16 protein-coding genes are annotated in these 16375 nt (G+C 36.8%); 3 read left to right on the forward strand and 13 right to left on the reverse strand.

Annotated elements, in window-relative coordinates; translation table 11 throughout:
- Window positions 1-26: 26 nt before the first annotated feature.
- The 3 genes from floA to rpsU all read right to left on the reverse strand — a co-directional run bounded on the left by floA (window position 27) and on the right by rpsU (window position 2865).
- Window positions 27-1028: a flotillin-like protein FloA gene (gene floA / locus ACQKMI_RS01325; RefSeq protein ID WP_427486839.1), complete on the reverse strand. Its 1002-nt coding sequence runs from the start codon at window positions 1026-1028 to the stop codon at window positions 27-29.
- A 3-nt stretch (window positions 1029-1031) separates the two neighbouring features.
- Window positions 1032-2360 carry an NfeD family protein gene (locus tag ACQKMI_RS01330; protein ID WP_427486840.1) on the reverse strand — a complete coding sequence of 443 codons (1329 nt, stop codon included), beginning with the start codon at window positions 2358-2360 and terminating at the stop codon, window positions 1032-1034.
- A gap of 331 nt (window positions 2361-2691) precedes the next feature.
- Window positions 2692-2865: a 30S ribosomal protein S21 gene (rpsU, locus tag ACQKMI_RS01335; RefSeq protein WP_004227078.1), complete on the reverse strand. Its 174-nt coding sequence runs from the start codon at window positions 2863-2865 to the stop codon at window positions 2692-2694.
- 222 nt (window positions 2866-3087) lie between these two features.
- On the opposite strand from rpsU, the gene ACQKMI_RS01340 reads away from it, so the two are divergent.
- Window positions 3088-4425, forward strand: coding sequence for a TrkH family potassium uptake protein (locus ACQKMI_RS01340; protein WP_427486841.1), 1338 nt, complete (start codon window positions 3088-3090; stop codon window positions 4423-4425).
- Between the two features lie 25 nt (window positions 4426-4450).
- On the forward strand, window positions 4451-5107 hold the full coding sequence (locus ACQKMI_RS01345; protein WP_427486842.1) for a potassium channel family protein: 657 nt from the start codon (window positions 4451-4453) through the stop codon (window positions 5105-5107).
- Window positions 5108-5417: 310 nt separating this feature from the next.
- Here the strand turns inward: ACQKMI_RS01345 and ACQKMI_RS01350 are convergent, their stop codons facing one another.
- From ACQKMI_RS01350 to ACQKMI_RS01365, 4 genes are all read right to left on the reverse strand, one after another.
- The gene (locus tag ACQKMI_RS01350; protein WP_323647324.1) at window positions 5418-5987 is read right to left on the reverse strand and encodes a manganese catalase family protein; all 570 of its coding nucleotides are present in this window, start codon (window positions 5985-5987) and stop codon (window positions 5418-5420) included.
- A gap of 140 nt (window positions 5988-6127) precedes the next feature.
- Window positions 6128-6391 (reverse strand): spore coat protein CotJB, encoded by a 264-nt coding sequence (locus ACQKMI_RS01355; RefSeq protein WP_427486843.1) that lies wholly within the window; start codon window positions 6389-6391, stop codon window positions 6128-6130.
- Complete coding sequence (locus ACQKMI_RS01360) at window positions 6384-6635, reverse strand: spore coat associated protein CotJA (RefSeq protein ID WP_427487329.1); 252 nt, start codon at window positions 6633-6635, stop codon at window positions 6384-6386. Before ACQKMI_RS01360 ends, ACQKMI_RS01355 begins: the two co-directional genes overlap by 8 nt.
- 277 nt (window positions 6636-6912) lie before the next feature.
- The gene (locus ACQKMI_RS01365) at window positions 6913-7398 is read right to left on the reverse strand and encodes a DedA family protein (protein WP_427486844.1); all 486 of its coding nucleotides are present in this window, start codon (window positions 7396-7398) and stop codon (window positions 6913-6915) included.
- A gap of 377 nt (window positions 7399-7775) precedes the next feature.
- On the opposite strand from ACQKMI_RS01365, the gene ACQKMI_RS01370 reads away from it, so the two are divergent.
- Window positions 7776-8012 (forward strand): hypothetical protein, encoded by a 237-nt coding sequence (locus ACQKMI_RS01370; RefSeq protein ID WP_427486845.1) that lies wholly within the window; start codon window positions 7776-7778, stop codon window positions 8010-8012.
- Here ACQKMI_RS01370 and deoC read toward each other — a convergent pair.
- From deoC to ACQKMI_RS01400, 6 genes are all read right to left on the reverse strand, one after another.
- Window positions 8002-8673 carry a deoxyribose-phosphate aldolase gene (deoC, locus tag ACQKMI_RS01375; protein ID WP_427486846.1) on the reverse strand — a complete coding sequence of 224 codons (672 nt, stop codon included), beginning with the start codon at window positions 8671-8673 and terminating at the stop codon, window positions 8002-8004. The two genes, ACQKMI_RS01370 and deoC, sit on opposite strands and share 11 nt — an antisense overlap.
- Before the next feature lie 268 nt (window positions 8674-8941).
- Window positions 8942-10135, reverse strand: a complete 1194-nt coding sequence (locus ACQKMI_RS01380; RefSeq protein WP_427486847.1) for a hypothetical protein — start codon at window positions 10133-10135, stop codon at window positions 8942-8944.
- A 28-nt stretch (window positions 10136-10163) separates the two neighbouring features.
- Window positions 10164-11378, reverse strand: coding sequence for a M20 family metallopeptidase (locus tag ACQKMI_RS01385; protein ID WP_427487330.1), 1215 nt, complete (start codon window positions 11376-11378; stop codon window positions 10164-10166).
- A 176-nt stretch (window positions 11379-11554) separates the two neighbouring features.
- On the reverse strand, window positions 11555-12853 hold the full coding sequence (locus tag ACQKMI_RS01390; protein ID WP_427486848.1) for a hypothetical protein: 1299 nt from the start codon (window positions 12851-12853) through the stop codon (window positions 11555-11557).
- Between the two features lie 374 nt (window positions 12854-13227).
- Window positions 13228-14577 (reverse strand): tRNA (N(6)-L-threonylcarbamoyladenosine(37)-C(2))-methylthiotransferase MtaB, encoded by a 1350-nt coding sequence (gene mtaB, locus ACQKMI_RS01395; RefSeq protein ID WP_427486849.1) that lies wholly within the window; start codon window positions 14575-14577, stop codon window positions 13228-13230.
- A 627-nt stretch (window positions 14578-15204) separates the two neighbouring features.
- On the reverse strand, window positions 15205-15993 hold the full coding sequence (locus ACQKMI_RS01400) for a CsxC family protein (protein ID WP_427486850.1): 789 nt from the start codon (window positions 15991-15993) through the stop codon (window positions 15205-15207).
- Between the last annotated feature and the right edge of the window lie 382 nt (window positions 15994-16375).

Here is a 16375-nt window from a genome sequence, read left to right on the forward strand (position 1 = left end):
ATTAGTACCGCTCCTTTCAGTTTTTATTAGTTAGGTTCATTTGTTTCTGATTTATCTGAGCTTACTTTAGAAATGGAGTCTCGCATCGCTGTATCTGCTTGAATGTTGCGGTAGTTCATGTAATCCATAATACCAAGATTACCCGAACGTAGAGCTTCTGCCATTGCCTGTGGTACTTCAGCTTCTGCTTCTACTACTTTCGCTTTCATCTCTTGTACGCGTGCAATCATTTCTTGCTCGTTCGCTACAGCCATCGCACGACGTTCTTCAGCCTTCGCTTGGGCAATGTTTTTATCTGCCTGTGCTTGTTCAATTTGTAATTCAGCACCGATGTTTTTGCCGATATCAACATCAGCAATATCGATCGATAAGATTTCAAATGCTGTACCAGAATCTAAGCCCTTTGCTAATACAGTTTGAGAAATCATATCAGGATTTTCAAGAACTGTCGTATGACTAGAAGCGCTACCAATTGTAGAAACGATCCCCTCACCTACACGGGCAATAACCGTTTCTTCACCAGCACCACCGACTAAACGTTCAATGTTTGCGCGCACTGTAATACGTGCCTTCGCTTTTACTTCAATCCCGTTCATCGCAACACCTGCAATAAATGGTGTTTCAATGACTTTCGGGTTAACAGACATTTGTACAGCTTCTAATACATCACGACCCGCTAAATCAATTGCCGCACAACGTTCAAATGTTAACTCGATATTTGCACGATGAGCCGCGATTAGCGCATTTACTACACGGTCAACATTACCACCTGCTAAATAGTGACTTTCAAGTTGATTGATTGTAACAGGTAATCCTGCTTTATGTGCTTTAATTAATGGGTTCACAATTCGTGATGGGATTACACGACGTAATCGCATACCGATTAATGTAAATATACTAACGCGGACACCTGCAGCAAGTGCAGAAATCCACAGCGCCACTGGTACAAAGGTAAAGAATACCGCGACAACAATGAATAATAAAACTAGCCCTACAATTGGACCTATTAAAGCTAAATCAAAACCCATTTGCTATTCCTCCATCTCTTTTTCTGTTTGTCTCACAACAATACGTGAGCCCTCTACCTTAATAACTTCTACATGTTCCCCAACATCAACATAGCCACCTTCCGATACTACGTCAATGCGCTCACTTCCAAATAATATTGTACCCGCCGGACGAAGTGGTGTAATCGCTTTACCCACTTTTCCAAGCAGCTCTGTGCGATTCACGTTAGATACATAACCCTCTTCCGTCGTTGTCGCATCCATCAAGACTAGCTTGTTTAAAACATGCAATTTTTTACCAAAAAATTTCATCAGAATCACCATTCCTATTATCGCTACAAGAAGCGCAATGAAAATCGCTATAATCATTTGCATCATGTTTGCACCTGCCAGTATTAGACTTAGTAATATTAGCGCACCACCTAAAATACCAACAATACCTCCGGGGACAAAAAACTCCGCTATAATAAGCGCTAAGCCTACAATAAATAAAAGTAAGGTTTCATAACCTGCCAAGCCCGCCACCATATGACCGAAGAAAAACAATCCAAGTGCTGACAATCCCATTATACCTGGAACACCAAAACCTGGCGAATAAAGCTCAACTACAAGTCCCAAGCTTGCAATCGACAATAAAATCGGAACTATAATTGGATTCGTAATAAAACGAGCAAGCTTTTCAGCAAAAGTAGGTTCAATTGAAACGATATCACGCTCATCTAATTGCGTTGCTTTTAAAAGGTCCTGGAAATTTGAAACCGTTTCATTTGAATAACCAACTTTTTTTGCCTCCGAAGCCGATAAAGTTAATAAATTCCCTTTTCCTGCTCGAAATTCCGGTAAATCAACAGATACATCAGCCATTGCTCGTGCATATATTGGATTGCGATTTTTTGATTCTGCAGCTGCCTCCATTTGAGCAACCCATGCACTATGAGCCTTTAAATCTGCTGCATTTCCTGCTGAATCAATAACTGCAGCCGCCCCGATCGTTCCATTTGGCACCATATAGATTTCATCCGCATGTAAGGCTAAAAAGGCACCTGCAGAATGAGCGTCTTTGTTAATATACGCAATCGTACGTATATCCGTAGCATCCATAAGCATAGCTATATCACCTGCTGCATTCACAAAACCGCCGGGCGTATGAATGTCTAAAATAATCGCCTCTGCATTGTTTTCTTCCGCCTCTTTAAAAGCTCGTTCTAAAAATGCGTGAAGTCCTCTTTCTACTTCATTATGAATTGGTATATGGTAGACCTTATTACTTGCAAAAGCAGACGTTAATGGAAACGCTAACAAAAATGTCATCCAAATAACTATTAAATAGCTGAGGATTCTTCGTCTTCGCATCTTTTTCCCTCCCTTCTAACATGCTTCTCTCCTGTATATACGACTGACTATGCAAAAAGTTTCATAAATCTTAATAATTTTATTATATAGTGAATCATTAACTTAACTGGCCTTAATAACCGTAAATAATTTATACAATAAGTATATAACATAAAAGCCGAATGAATCACAGGGATCACATTCGGCTTCTCCAATATGTACGTAAATTTGAGCTTAATGTAAAATACCTGAAATTAATCGACATGCGATTAATTTCAGGTATATTTTTGTCTGCTCAGTGAATCATACAATTGCGTGTTATGAACGTAGGGATTTTTAATGGGAAATTAAATTACCACTTACGTTTACGTGCAGCTTCTGATTTCTTTTTACGTTTAACGCTAGGTTTTTCGTAGAACTCGCGCTTTCTAACTTCTTGAATTGTACCACTTTTTGATACAGTACGTTTGAAGCGGCGAAGAGCATCTTCAAGCGATTCGTTTTTGCGAACGACAGTTTTTGACATCTCTCTTTCCCTCCCTCCGAACACACGTCAATACACAAATAGGCTAATAACCATCTGCTGTGTACTAAAGAATTATAACGTATTGTCTAAAAATGGTCAATAGAAAGTGTACGAATTAATCTGGTGAATTTTTTGTTTTATTTCCATAAGAATTTTCAACTTACTTTTGGACAACAATAAACGTACATATTTATTAATTAAAGGTTCAATGAGGAGAATAAAATGAAAACATTTATAAATAAATTAAATCCTCCAAAAGTGCTAGTTCTGGGCTTCGCCATCATCATTTTAATTGGAGCATTTTTCTTAACGCTCCCCATCGCAACGGTTGATGCTAATGGTCTTTCATTTTTAGATGCTCTATTTACCGCTACCTCTGCTACCTGTGTAACAGGCTTGGTTGTTGTAGATACTGGTGATACATTTTCTATATTTGGAGAATTAGTTATTCTTTTTCTTATTCAAATTGGCGGATTAGGCTTTATGACATTCGCGACGTTTTTATTTTTGTTATTAGGAAAAAAGATTTCTTTAAAAGAACGACTTTTGTTAAAAGAGGCATTTAATAACGTAACAATTGCTGGTCTAGTTAAATTAGTTAAAAGGATTCTGTTATTTACGGCACTAATTGAATTAATAGGTGGTTTCATTTTATCTATTCGTTTTTCGTTCGATATGCCTGTAGGAAAAGCCTTCTATTTTGGATTTTTTCACGCCATTTCAAATTTTAATAATGCTGGATTTGATTTAATGGGTGACTTTAAGAGCTTAACAGCGTACGTAGATGATCCTTTCGTCGTAATCACTATTTGTGCACTTATTACGATTGGGGGCTTAGGATTTATTGTTATCAATGAACTATATGAATACCGCGGAACGAAACGACTTTCAGTGCATAGCAAAATTGTTTTAACTACAACATTTATTTTAACCGTCGGCTCGACGCTTTTAATTTTCTTATTTGAATACGGAAATAGTAAAACTCTTGGACCACTATCTGAATGGGGCAAAATTCTTGGTTCTTTATACCAAGCAGTTACACCAAGAACTGCTGGCTCTAATACCCTTCCTATTGGTGATTTAACACATTCAACATTATTTTTAATCATTTGGTTAATGTTCATCGGAGGAGGTTCTGGATCAACTGCTGGAGGTATTAAAATAACGACTTTCGCAGTTTTAGTTGCTACGATGTGGTGTCAAATAAAAGGGAAAGAAGATGTAGTACTTTTCAGACGTAGAATTGTTAATGAAACGATTTTAAAAGCTCTAACAGTCACAATGTGTGGGATGATGATTGTCGTACTTGTAACCATTGTATTAAGTCTTATTGAACAACGCCATAGTTTTATGATGTATTTATTTGAAGCTACCTCTGCATTTGGAACAGCTGGACTTACAATGGGGTTAACTCCCGAACTATCAACTGGCGGTCGTCTTCTTATCATATTAACAATGTTTGCAGGAAGATTAGGCCCCTTAACAATTGCTTTTGCCATTACAAATCGTCGGAAAAGGGAGGCTTTCCGTCATCCAAAAGGAAAGATTATGATCGGATAACCATGATAAAGGAGCGATGCATACAATGACGATCAAACAATATGCTGTAATAGGTCTTGGTAGGTTTGGTGTAAGCGTAGCCCGCAAATTATATGAAGCTGGGAATGAAGTTTTAGGAATTGATATTAATGAGGAAAGAGTCGAAGATGCAGAATCTTATGTTACACATGCAGTAGTTGCTGATACGACAGAAGAAAAAGCACTTACCTCCATAGGGATCAGAAATTTCGATTGTGTCATTGTCGCTATTGGAATAGATATGCAATCAAGTATTTTAACGGTCTCATTGTTAAAGGAGATAGGAATTAAAAAAATAATTGCAAAGGCTCTTGGAAAAAGACATGGACAGGTTTTAGAAAAGGTTGGTGCAGATTGGATTATTTACCCTGAACGGGATATGGGAGAGCGCGTAGCCAATCAGCTTCTTTCACCAAATATGCTAAATTATATTGAATTATCAAAGGAATACAGTATAGAGGAAATTATGATTCCTTCTAAAATGGCCGGACAAAATTTACGGAATTTAGACATTCGAGCGAAATATAATGTCAGTGTTATTGCCATAGTTCGGGACGGCAATATTACTATTTTACCTTCTCCTGATCAGATTATTGAAGAAAACGATATATTAGTTATGATTGGCCATAGAAAGGATCTTACTTTATTTTCAAATGTTGAATAGAAAAAAAGCTAAAATCAATTATGCCTCGGCATAATTGCGTCAGGAATCGGCTTTGTGTTTAGGCCTGCACGATGTTGGTCACTCAGGCGTTTTCACAGGATGTGAAGGTCTTAGCCTGAGTTCCTCTTTTTCAGCGGATGTTTGAACACCCACTGAAAATAGCTTAATTCCGCATTTATCTCAACGCCTATTGAGGTGGGAGCCTACTGTAACTGCCGTTTCAATTTCGCTACGAAAACACTTGCTGAAAGAAGTTAAAATAGGCTGTGTTCAAAGGTGATTTCCCCCTTGAAACAGCCTTCGATATTTTTCAAAAGATTTTCTTGCTATCCCTATCGTCTTTTAAAATCTCTACAGCTTCTCTGAAACGTAGAGAATGGACAATTTCTCGTTCACGTAAAAACTTCAAACTATCATTCAAATCAGTGTCATCTGATAAATCAATAATCCACTGATAAGTCGCTCGTGCTTTTTCTTCGGCTGCGATATCCTCATACAAATCAGCGATTGGATCCCCTTTAGCCTGAATATAAGTTGCCGTGAACGGTGATCCAGCTGCATTCTGATAAAATAATGCCCTGTCATGGTTGGCATAGTGTTCTCCAAGACCAGCTTCTTTTAGCATCTCTGGAGTAGCATCCTTCGTTAGTTTATAAATCATCGTGGCAATCATTTCTAAGTGCGAAAATTCCTCTGTTGCTATATCGGTTAACAATCCGACCACTTTGTCGGGAATCGTATACCGCTGATTCATATACCGAAGTGCTGCTGCTAATTCCCCGTCTGCACCACCATATTGCTCAATTAAATACTTAGCGAGCATAGGGTTACATGTACTCACCCTCACTGGATACTGGAGCTTCTTTTCATAATACCACAAAAAAAATTCCTCCTAATTACTTATTAATCACTTATACCTCGGCATAATTGCGTCCAGAATCGGCTTTGTGCTTGCACAAAAAAACTAAACATCTGTAGCTGACGTTTCACTTTCGCCACTAAAATATTTGATAAAAAAAGTTAGACTTGCCATGGCCAAGGTGTATCTATCCAAGTAAAAGGATAATTTGAATAACTTCTCCCAAAATTCATAAGTGGACCAAATTTCTGTTCAAATTCAACCTTAAGTCGCATACTGATTTCAGTGTTTTCGTTAAATTGCTGAATAGCATCAAAATCGTGAGGATGAGTATCTAAATAAAGATTCAATTCCACTATGACAAAATCAATGGCTTGGATTTCTTCAAGTAGCTTATAAAATTCGGGTGGCATCTCTTTACTCATTCTTCATCCCTCCTTTTTGGGGATTTGGATAGGGACTAAATAATTGAGGCCATAACGTGCCAGATCTGAGAGCTTCTCTAGGAGTTGGATATTGCGGTAGCCCGGGCGGTTGAAAACCCATATATAATTGAGGCGGTGTAGAAAAACTTTTAACCCTTATAGGTGGACATGGATCGTATTGGCTAATAAAAGGCTTCCAGTATTTATATTGTGAAAACATTGTATCCTCCCTTCTATAATCCATTTCATCAGTGGAGTATATGAGGTAGATAAAATTATTATTCTGACTAGAGTTGCTGCTATCTGATGGAAAATCACCTAACCAGAGTGCCAATAAACTTGTTTTCGAATGAGTTGTAAAACCTCATTACTTAGACGATTGTATATCGTAGGGAATAACTCCCGCACTAAGCATCTATCGTATACATAAAACAGCTCGCATTTCGAAAAACGCGAGCTGTATTTCTATTAAGCATTTTTAGTTCCATTGAAGCTTTATATAAAAAGTGCATTGTATATCCTTATAAAGTTATACCAAGAAAATATCCTATAGAAATAAAAATAATTACCCATACCATAGCCCCAAAACAAGCAAAAGCCAGATAAGTACTAAACTTCATTTGTGTTATTCCAGACATGTAACTTGTAACATGTCTAATACCCGGAACAAAATATCCGATAATTATTGTCCACGGTCCAAAACGATGAAACCACCGTTCAACTTTAGTAAACCGCCTATTATTGAGTCCAAACCACTTTCCATATTTTAATATTAATGGTTTCCCTAATTTATTTCCAATTGCATAGCTAAATACCATACCAATGGATGCGCCTAAAAGGCTTAAGCAAATACTCAATAGAAAGTTTAAATGCCCCTCTTGACACAAAAATCCCACAAACGTCATCAAGATCTCATCGGGAATGGGTAAGCCAATTATTCCTAAAGATAAGATTAAAAATATAGCTAGATATCCATATTGACTTATAAAACTGCTTATGAATTCCACGAATAGTTTCTCCTTTTTTAATACAAATCGTTACCTATATCATCAAACATCATATATTCCCCCATTTTTTCACTTAAACACTGGAAGGATTATTAAAAACCGAGAGGCAATTAAGATTAAATAATAGTAGTTGATTGACCTGTTAATTCTACACATTCAAACTTAAATACCCTATGTTTCGATGTTACTAAGTTATGTAAGAATTCAGTGCATAACTATACAAAGTTCTTGTAAAATGATCCAATCATCAAGATTTTTATATTTATAAAATTATTGATGATAACCCAATAAAAATGATAATATTCCTCTCTGTACATTTTTACAAGTACTCTTCATAATACATCATCTACTATGAGTTAAAAAGAGGCGGATTGTGGATGAAACAACTACAATCAATCAATAGGTTAAATTTTGATAATAACCATATAAATATTAAGGGAATTTTTCAACTTGCACAAATTGGAATTTCACTCATTTCAGGAAATGAATATTTTCCATTGATTAGACTACCAGAAAAGGCATTTATAAAATTTCCAATAAAAACGGGGCTAGTTCATAAAGAACAGCCCCGTAACACTTACTATATAAGGATTTTCATTACTATTAATAATTAGAATCTGCAATTAATCCGTTCATAATAGCAACACCAGAGCTTGCTCCAATACGAGTGGCTCCAGCCTCAACCATCTTTTTCATATCCTCTAAGCTTCGTACACCGCCAGATGCTTTTACACCTAAATCTGGACCTACTGTTTTACGCATTAAAGCAATATCTTCTGCAGTTGCGCCTCCAGTAGAAAAACCTGTTGATGTTTTTACGTAGTCAGTACCTGCTGCCACAGCTAGCTCACATGCTTTTACTTTTTCTTCATCAGTTAGAAGGCAAGATTCAATAATTACTTTTACAAGTGCGCTACCTTTTGCCGCTTCAACAACTGCAGCAATATCTGCTTGCACAAGGTCATAGTTTTTATCCTTTAATGCACCGATATTGATAACCATATCTACCTCTTTTGCACCGTTAGCAATCGCATCTTTCGCTTCGAACGCTTTAACAGCTGGCGTGTTAGCACCTAGAGGGAAGCCAATTACAGTACAAACTAAAACTTCCGAGCCTTGTAAAAGCTCGCTGCTATATTTCACCCAAGTTGGATTTACACAAACAGAAGCGAAGTTAAATTGTTTTGCCTCTGCACAGAGTTTTTCGATTTGCTCTTTTGTAGCTTCAGCCTTTAATAATGTGTGATCAATCATTCGTGCGAAATTTTGTTCCATTTTTATTAGACTCTCCTTCTATCAACAAGTTGTACGTACCTCTCTGGAATCATAACATTTTTTAACGTTTCCGTCTAATTTTGAATGAAATTAGATGATTTCTAATTATTTTTGAAACCAGTAAACTTGTATCTAATGATAAAGGAAAATCAACTATAGTTGCAATTATTTACAATCTGATTGCGTATGCTCACAAATTGGCCGAGATATAAACAATTATTTCTAACTAAACGTTTACATTAGAGCTTCATTTATTAATATAACGTGTCTACAATGTTTTGATTAAGATACTAGCAATAACGACTGATCCAATTGTTACAGTTGTAAATCCGCCTATTAACATTGGCGTTAATATTTCATTTAATATTTTTTCTTCTTCCTCTTTATTTCTACCTACACTTCGACTAATTTCCTCACAAACAAGATAATCACCTGGGAATCCCACTGTGGCTGTTAGTGCTACAGGAAGAGCTTTTAAAGGATCCCATTTAAATAGTTTTGATCCTAAAAATCCTCCTATCAAAATACCAAAAATTCCGACAATCATAACTAGAAAAGTTTCTGGAAGTCGACTAATAAACATACTAAATGTTACGTCATTCATTGTGGCAAGAATCAAAAATACGAGTCCAGCCATCCCAACTATAAAGGCATTAGCTCGCTCCATTGCACGATCTGGATATAGACCAATTAATCTTCCACCAATGCCAAGCGCCAAAGCCCACAAACTATACGGAATGCCAGTTACTCGATCTAAAGCCATAGCAATAGCACCACCGACAAATAGTAAGAAAAGAAGAATCAGATTTGTTTGATATTTCTCAGGAATCCAAGTCCTCTTTCGCACCTCTACTTTTTCTTCATCAATAACATCTACTACCCTCACATCCATTGTAGCAGCTACATACGTTCCGGAATCTATCGTATCCCTAAACTTTAATGCATATCGACGTAATAAATTTGCTGAAAGTGGCATACCAATCAGTGATTGTAATGATAATATTAAAGCTGAAATTGTCACAAGGCTTGTCAAACCCATCTCTTTTAGCCCCTGCGAGGTTACAAGAAAAGCAATTACTCCACCAGTTAATGGACCTGTTCCTGCAACAGCTGTTTCATAGTCGAACAGCATTGGAATCAAGAGAAGGATTAAACCAGCACCAACAATAATACCCATCAAAGAAATAGCTACTGCCTTCCATTGACTGCGAATAGTATTAAGAGGTATTAGCGTTCCCATATGAATGATTATCGGAGCAGTTCCTAATACAACACCAATTTCAATAAATTTAGAATCACCGATAAGACTCTTCGGTATAATTCCTGTCCAAATTAACACAAGATAACCAACTATAGCGACTAGAAACATAGAAACCCTAGCCCTTGTAAAAATAGAAATAATTTCTCCCAATGCGACTAGCGAGAAGATAATCATAGTTGCAATAACAGGTTCATGTATCATTTTTCCATCCCCTTTGTTTATCTATTTTTCAATGAAAGTAGATTGATTTTTCATTCATCTTTTTTGTACTCTCTATCCCTAATAATTTAAAAGATGATTGAACAAACAGTTCCACACCAATCTTTAGTGCATCTTCATCAAATGTAAAGCGTGGATGATGGTGCGGATGAATAATCCCCTTATTTTGATTTCCTGCACCAACAAAGATGAAGCAACCTGGTCGTTCATCTGAAAATGCTGAAAAATCTTCACCGCTCATCAATGCGGGTAGTCTTAGTAAATAATCCATTCCCCATACCTCATCTATCGTTTCTTCTATCAACTCTCTTACCCTATCGTTATTGATTACTGAACTGTAGCCAAAATGATAATCAACCTCAAATGACGCATTATGTGCTTCTGTAACTCCCTTAGCGACTTTTTTTATTAAACATGGAACTTGTTGACGGATGTCAGGATTAAGGCTTCGCACCGATCCGCCAATAATAGCAGTGTCAGGAATGACATTGTAAGCACTTCCGCTATGAAACTTCGTTACAGATACTACCAATTTTTCAAGTGGATTAAGATTTCTTGAGACAATATGTTGCAGATTGTTGATTACTTGTGCCCCAATTGCAATTGGATCAACCGTTAAATGAGGTTCTGAAGAATGACCTCCTCTTCCTTTAATTTTTAAATCAAAGGTATCGCTTCCTGATGTAGCTGGCCCATCACAAATCCCAATTTTACCAATCTCAACAGTGGACGCAAGATGAATTCCGATTACTTCATCCACCCCCTCTAACACACCTACTTTTACCATTTCTTGTGCGCCGCCTGGGAATAACTCTTCAGCATGTTGAAATAAAAAGCGTACCTCGCCCTCAATTAGATCTTTTAACTGTGTAAGAATCTTTGCTGCACCGAGTAGCATAGCTGTATGTCCGTCATGTCCACAAGCATGCATCACGCCTGGATGCTTTGATACAAAGTCAAAGTCGTTTTCTTCTTCAATTGGAAGCGCATCCATATCTGCCCGTAGTGCAATAACTTTTCCTGGTTTTGAACCAATTAAACGGGCCATAACACTTGTTTTAGTTGGACGTGAAATTTCCAAATTTCCAAATGTCTGTAGTGTTTCATAAACAAATTGTGCTGTTTTATCTTCTTGAAAAGATAACTCGGGATATTTATGTAAATACCTTCGCCATTCAATTACCTCATCCTTAGTAATTTCAACTAATTCTTGAATCAACGTCATTAAAGTCAAATTTCCCAGCCCCTTTTAAATTTTTCTTTTAAGGATTATTTAAAGAAAAAATTCCTTAAATGGAGTATAAGAGTTTAATTGTTTAATTTCAAGACTTTTCTGAAAAATACAAATCAAATTTCCGGTATACTAAAGTGGAACAAAATAAAAAGCACCCCAATAGGTGCTTATAACAATCGATAAATTTTAGTTGGTCTTCCACGAGTAGCATACGTCTCCTGACCAATGCATCGTGCCAAATCAACTTTGCACATATCTGTAACTATACGTCTAACATTACGCTCTGTCATCTCAAGGTGTGTCGCTAAGTCCTTTGTTGTAAAATCCGACCACCCCATCTTTTGTATGAGTGCTACTATTTTTTTATATGTTTTCACACTGATGTTACCTTGTTTTAACTTTTCAATAAGAAGTTCATTTTGTGTACGGCTTGAATAATGTAGTTCCCCTTTTTTCCCTGGAGACTCTACGATTAGTCCATCTTCTTGAACAATGACAATTTCACGCTTCTTCATTGCTTTTGAATGTTGAATAGCACGAAAAGCGTTTATTTCTGCCGAATAAGCCGTTTCTCCAAATCCAATACCAACCGCAACAGTAGTATCTGCTTCAAACGCTAATCTTTGAACTGTATCTTCAAGTGTTCCGATTTCCCGCTCAATAGCACCACGGGAACTAAAAATCATATATCTCCCGTTTCCCTTATCAGAAAAAGAGCCATTTATTTTCTCACCAAGTTGAATTAACATTTCTTTTAGTCGAAGTTCTAAATACTGTAGATTATAGGGTGTTTTCATTTCCTCCGCTACTTTGTTAAAATATTCAACTTCAATGATCTCAACTCCTATTTGAGTATCTTTAAAATAGGAGGTCTTTACTTTTTCTGACAGCGCCCGAAGCGATTGTTGTATTTCCATCGTACTCATTGACATTTTGTATGCTGGAATTCCCTGTTCTCTTAGTGCCACACACACAGATGGAAAACAAGTGAGAGCACCTTCTGTCTTTCCCTCACCCCATAAGTTCAAGTGGAAATTTAACAATTCATTTGTATCTACATCTAAATCAAACATTTTCGTATAAATTTTCGGGATATTCATCGTTAACTTTGACATAGCTTCTTTACTAATATTATTTGCAGTCATCGTATCTATACTTAGCTTCTCAATAATTTGACCCTGTTCATAAATCATCTCTAAGATAGCTTTATAAAGACCTGATTCTGTAGCAGGAACATGCACCATTATTTTATCTGTACCTAATTTTCTTTTGGCAATTTCATACGGAATGGGACCAGAAAAAAACCAAGCGTGCACATGCCATTCATGTTCCACTATAATTTTCTCAATTTCATTAATTTCTTCATAAGGAAGAGATATAAATTCTAACTCATGTTTATATTCATCTGCTAAGTCCACTATTTGATCGATAGAAGCTTTTAGTCCAACTAATCCAATTTTATACATGCTATTTACCAACTTTCTTTATCAGTTGACATATGTTCAGGCATTATACCTCAGCATAATTGCGTCCAGAGGCTTTAGCTTCTTTTAACGGGTGTTTAGACACCTGCTGAAAGAAGTTAAATAAACATTTATAGTAATCTAATTACACTTATATACTATTTTAGCATGATATTTGTAGGAAAAATACGTGATAACTTTTAATCAATGATGCCTCGGCATAATTGCATCCGGAATCGATTTTGTGTTTGCACATTCGACTCCGCTTCCGCGGGTATTCGCACCACTTCCGTGGGTATTTAGACAGAAATAGATTAAAATATAGCAAAACACCGTTCAAAGTTTGAACGGTGTTTCTATTCATAGGTACTCTATTGTTATTTTACAGTTTCTAATACACGAACAAATTGTCCTTTAGAATGAGGATATCCAGCTTGCGTAATTTTCACTTTCACAAGCTGACCGATTAGGCTTTCAGGACCTTCAAAGACTACTTTTAAGTAATTATCAGTATATCCTGTTAAAAGCCCTGTCTCATCGCTTCCATCATGTACGAATTCTTCAGGGATTACCTCTAGCACTTGATCTTCAAAGCGAGAAGCATATTCCTTCGCTAATTGGTCATTTAAAGCGATTAAACGGTGAACACGTTCGTTTTTAATGTTCTCGTCAATTTGGTCCTCCATACGCGCGGCTGGTGTACCTGTACGTGGAGAGAATGGGAATACGTGTAATTCAGAAAACTTATGATCACGAATAAAGTTATATGTTTCCATGAACTCTTCCTCAGTTTCTCCTGGGAAACCTACGATTACGTCAGAAGTGACAGCCAAGTCTGGTAAAGCTTCATGTAGTTTTGTTAAGCGTTCACCGAAGAACTCCATTGTATACTTACGACGCATACGTTTTAAAACTGTATCAGAGCCCGATTGGATTGGAATGTGTAAGTGGTTAACAACAATTTTTGATTCACGTAAAACTTCAATCACTTCATCTGTTAATTGACTTGCCTCAATTGAAGAAATACGAAGACGTTTTAAGCCTTTCACATTTGCCTCTAAATCACGTAGTAGCTGGGCTAAATTGTAATCTTTTAAGTCTTGTCCATAGCCACCTGTATGAATACCCGTTAGAACAATTTCAAGATACCCCGCATCCACTAGTTGTTGGGCTTGGCTCAATACTTCTTGAGGATCTCGAGAGCGCATTAACCCACGTGCCCATGGAATAATACAAAACGTACAGAAGTTATTACAGCCTTCTTGTATTTTTAAAGATGCGCGTGTACGGTCTGTAAATGCAGGCACGTCTAATTCCTCATACACACGATTTTTCATAATGTTGCGTACAGCATTAATTGGTTGGCGTTCAGTAAGATATTGGTCTATGTAGCCAAGTAATTTTGTACGGTCTTGTGTTCCTACAACAATGTCAACACCAGGAATCGCCATAATTTCAGCTGGAGATGTTTGAGCGTAACATCCTGTAACACAAATGACAGCGTCTGGATTTTGACGAATAGCTCGACGGATAACTTGACGTGATTTTTTATCCCCTGTATTTGTTACTGTACAAGTATTAATGACATAGACGTCTGCTTGACGATCAAACTCCGTACGATCATAGCCTTCTTCTTTAAATAACTGCCAAATTGCTTCTGTTTCATAATGATTTACTTTACAACCTAGAGTATGGAAACTCACGATTTTTGGTCGCTCGTTACTCATAATATATATCATCCTTTCAAGAGTACACTACAATAAATTAATTTATCAACGTGTCTTATAATAGCACAAATAAAGATAATGAGCCTAGCTTTTTGGCTAGTCTTATTTTTTAGCATAATAAAACAGGCACCATAATATTGAGTACCTGCTTGTTATTAGCTGTTCCACTAAAACCAAAAACGGCCATTTTATCATTCTTGCTCCATTTATAGCAATTATACCTCGGCATGTTTGCGTCTGGCATCAGCTTTGTGCTTAGGACTGATGAGGGATTTTGGGCCAACGTGGGTGCTATTAAAATATGTAGAGTCAATTGCTATGAACATATCTTAATGAATAATTCGTTTTTTAATTGCACTTTCTCTAGATGTAATTTGATCGAAATATTTTTTATTAACTGTTAAAAAAACCTTCGCAACCCCCTAGCTCCTCCGAATACCCCTGGGAAGAAATCTATTCCGTTAGTTATTAAATTGCAAAAAGGCAGTTAAAAATTAGATTCAACTGCCTACTCAAATGTAGGATTTTTATCAGTGCCCATTAAATATTACATGTGTATTTTCAGTTTACATTTTTTTGCAAAGAAATGCTTTTTTATTTGTTTTGCTCCTCTAAAAACTAGAGTTATTATTGACTCATAGGAGGAGTAAGCCCGAAAAGATTAGGAGTTATTACATTAGTACCCGATCCAAGGCGGATTTGTTGAACTTGCAGTACTTTTACAGTAAGCTCTAGCACAATTTTTTCACGTAATGTGCTGAAAGTACCTTCTGGTGCTGCCATAATTGGTGAAAAATCAAGTTCAAAGAAGTTTGCAGCTACTAATTCACCAAATGGTTGTTCATTGTATTTAACGAGATTTTGGAAGAAAGCCTTATCCAATCGAGCATCCATTTGCGTTTTATCATTAAGGAAGTTCGCTTCAGCAAACTCGGATATTCCTAAAATCGGAGTAGGACCTCCAGGTGTTTGTGGGAAAGTAAGGTCTGTAAAACCCGAAAACTGAACATCAGCAATTCTATCTCTGAGTGCCCCATTACATGCTGATGAAGCATATTCTATATTTTTGCGAATATGTCCCGCTACAAATAATTTTGCTCTTGTCACCTTAAAAAAGTCAGTGCCATCAATACGTATAAAAGCAACTGGTACCAGTTTCACTTGATTTAGGAATACATTTTTTTTCACTCTTTTGATTTCAGTTGCTGCAGGAGTAAGCGTAATATCTGACTCCACAACTATTTGAAGTGTTGGTTCTGAAAGTACAACTGGAACTTTAATTGTTGGAGTCACAAGCGGTGAAGCAACTACTGGAGTAGTCTCACTATTTAATGGCATTTGTTCAGTTGATGCTACTGGACAAGGTTCCTTATGACCGCCATGACTAACTAATTGATTATCTAATTGTTCACTCAAAAAAATCCCTCTTTTCATTTTTTTTAACTTTCATATCGCTAGAATATGTAGCCATTTAACCTATACATGGACGTATATACTAGTTTTTATGTTTTTTGTGCGAAAGCGTAGTGGCTAACGCAGTGACAGCAACAGATGTTTTTTCCGCGAAAGAGAAGCGTTAGCGGCAGATGCTTTTTGTGTGAAAGCACAGTGCTAACGTAGCGACAGCAACATGATGTCGCTTTCGCACAGATAAATTGCACAGGACGTGGCGTTCTTAGACTGAGTTCTTCTATTTCAGCGGATGTTTGTACACCCGCTGAAAAGTAACTTAAACTCGCATTCATCACACCACCTTTAGAGAGAATTCTGTACATGTCGTTACGCATCCAATACAAAA

This window comes from Lysinibacillus sp. NPDC097214 (assembly GCF_050277945.1).
Lineage (GTDB): Bacteria > Bacillota > Bacilli > Bacillales_A > Planococcaceae > Lysinibacillus > Lysinibacillus xylanilyticus_B.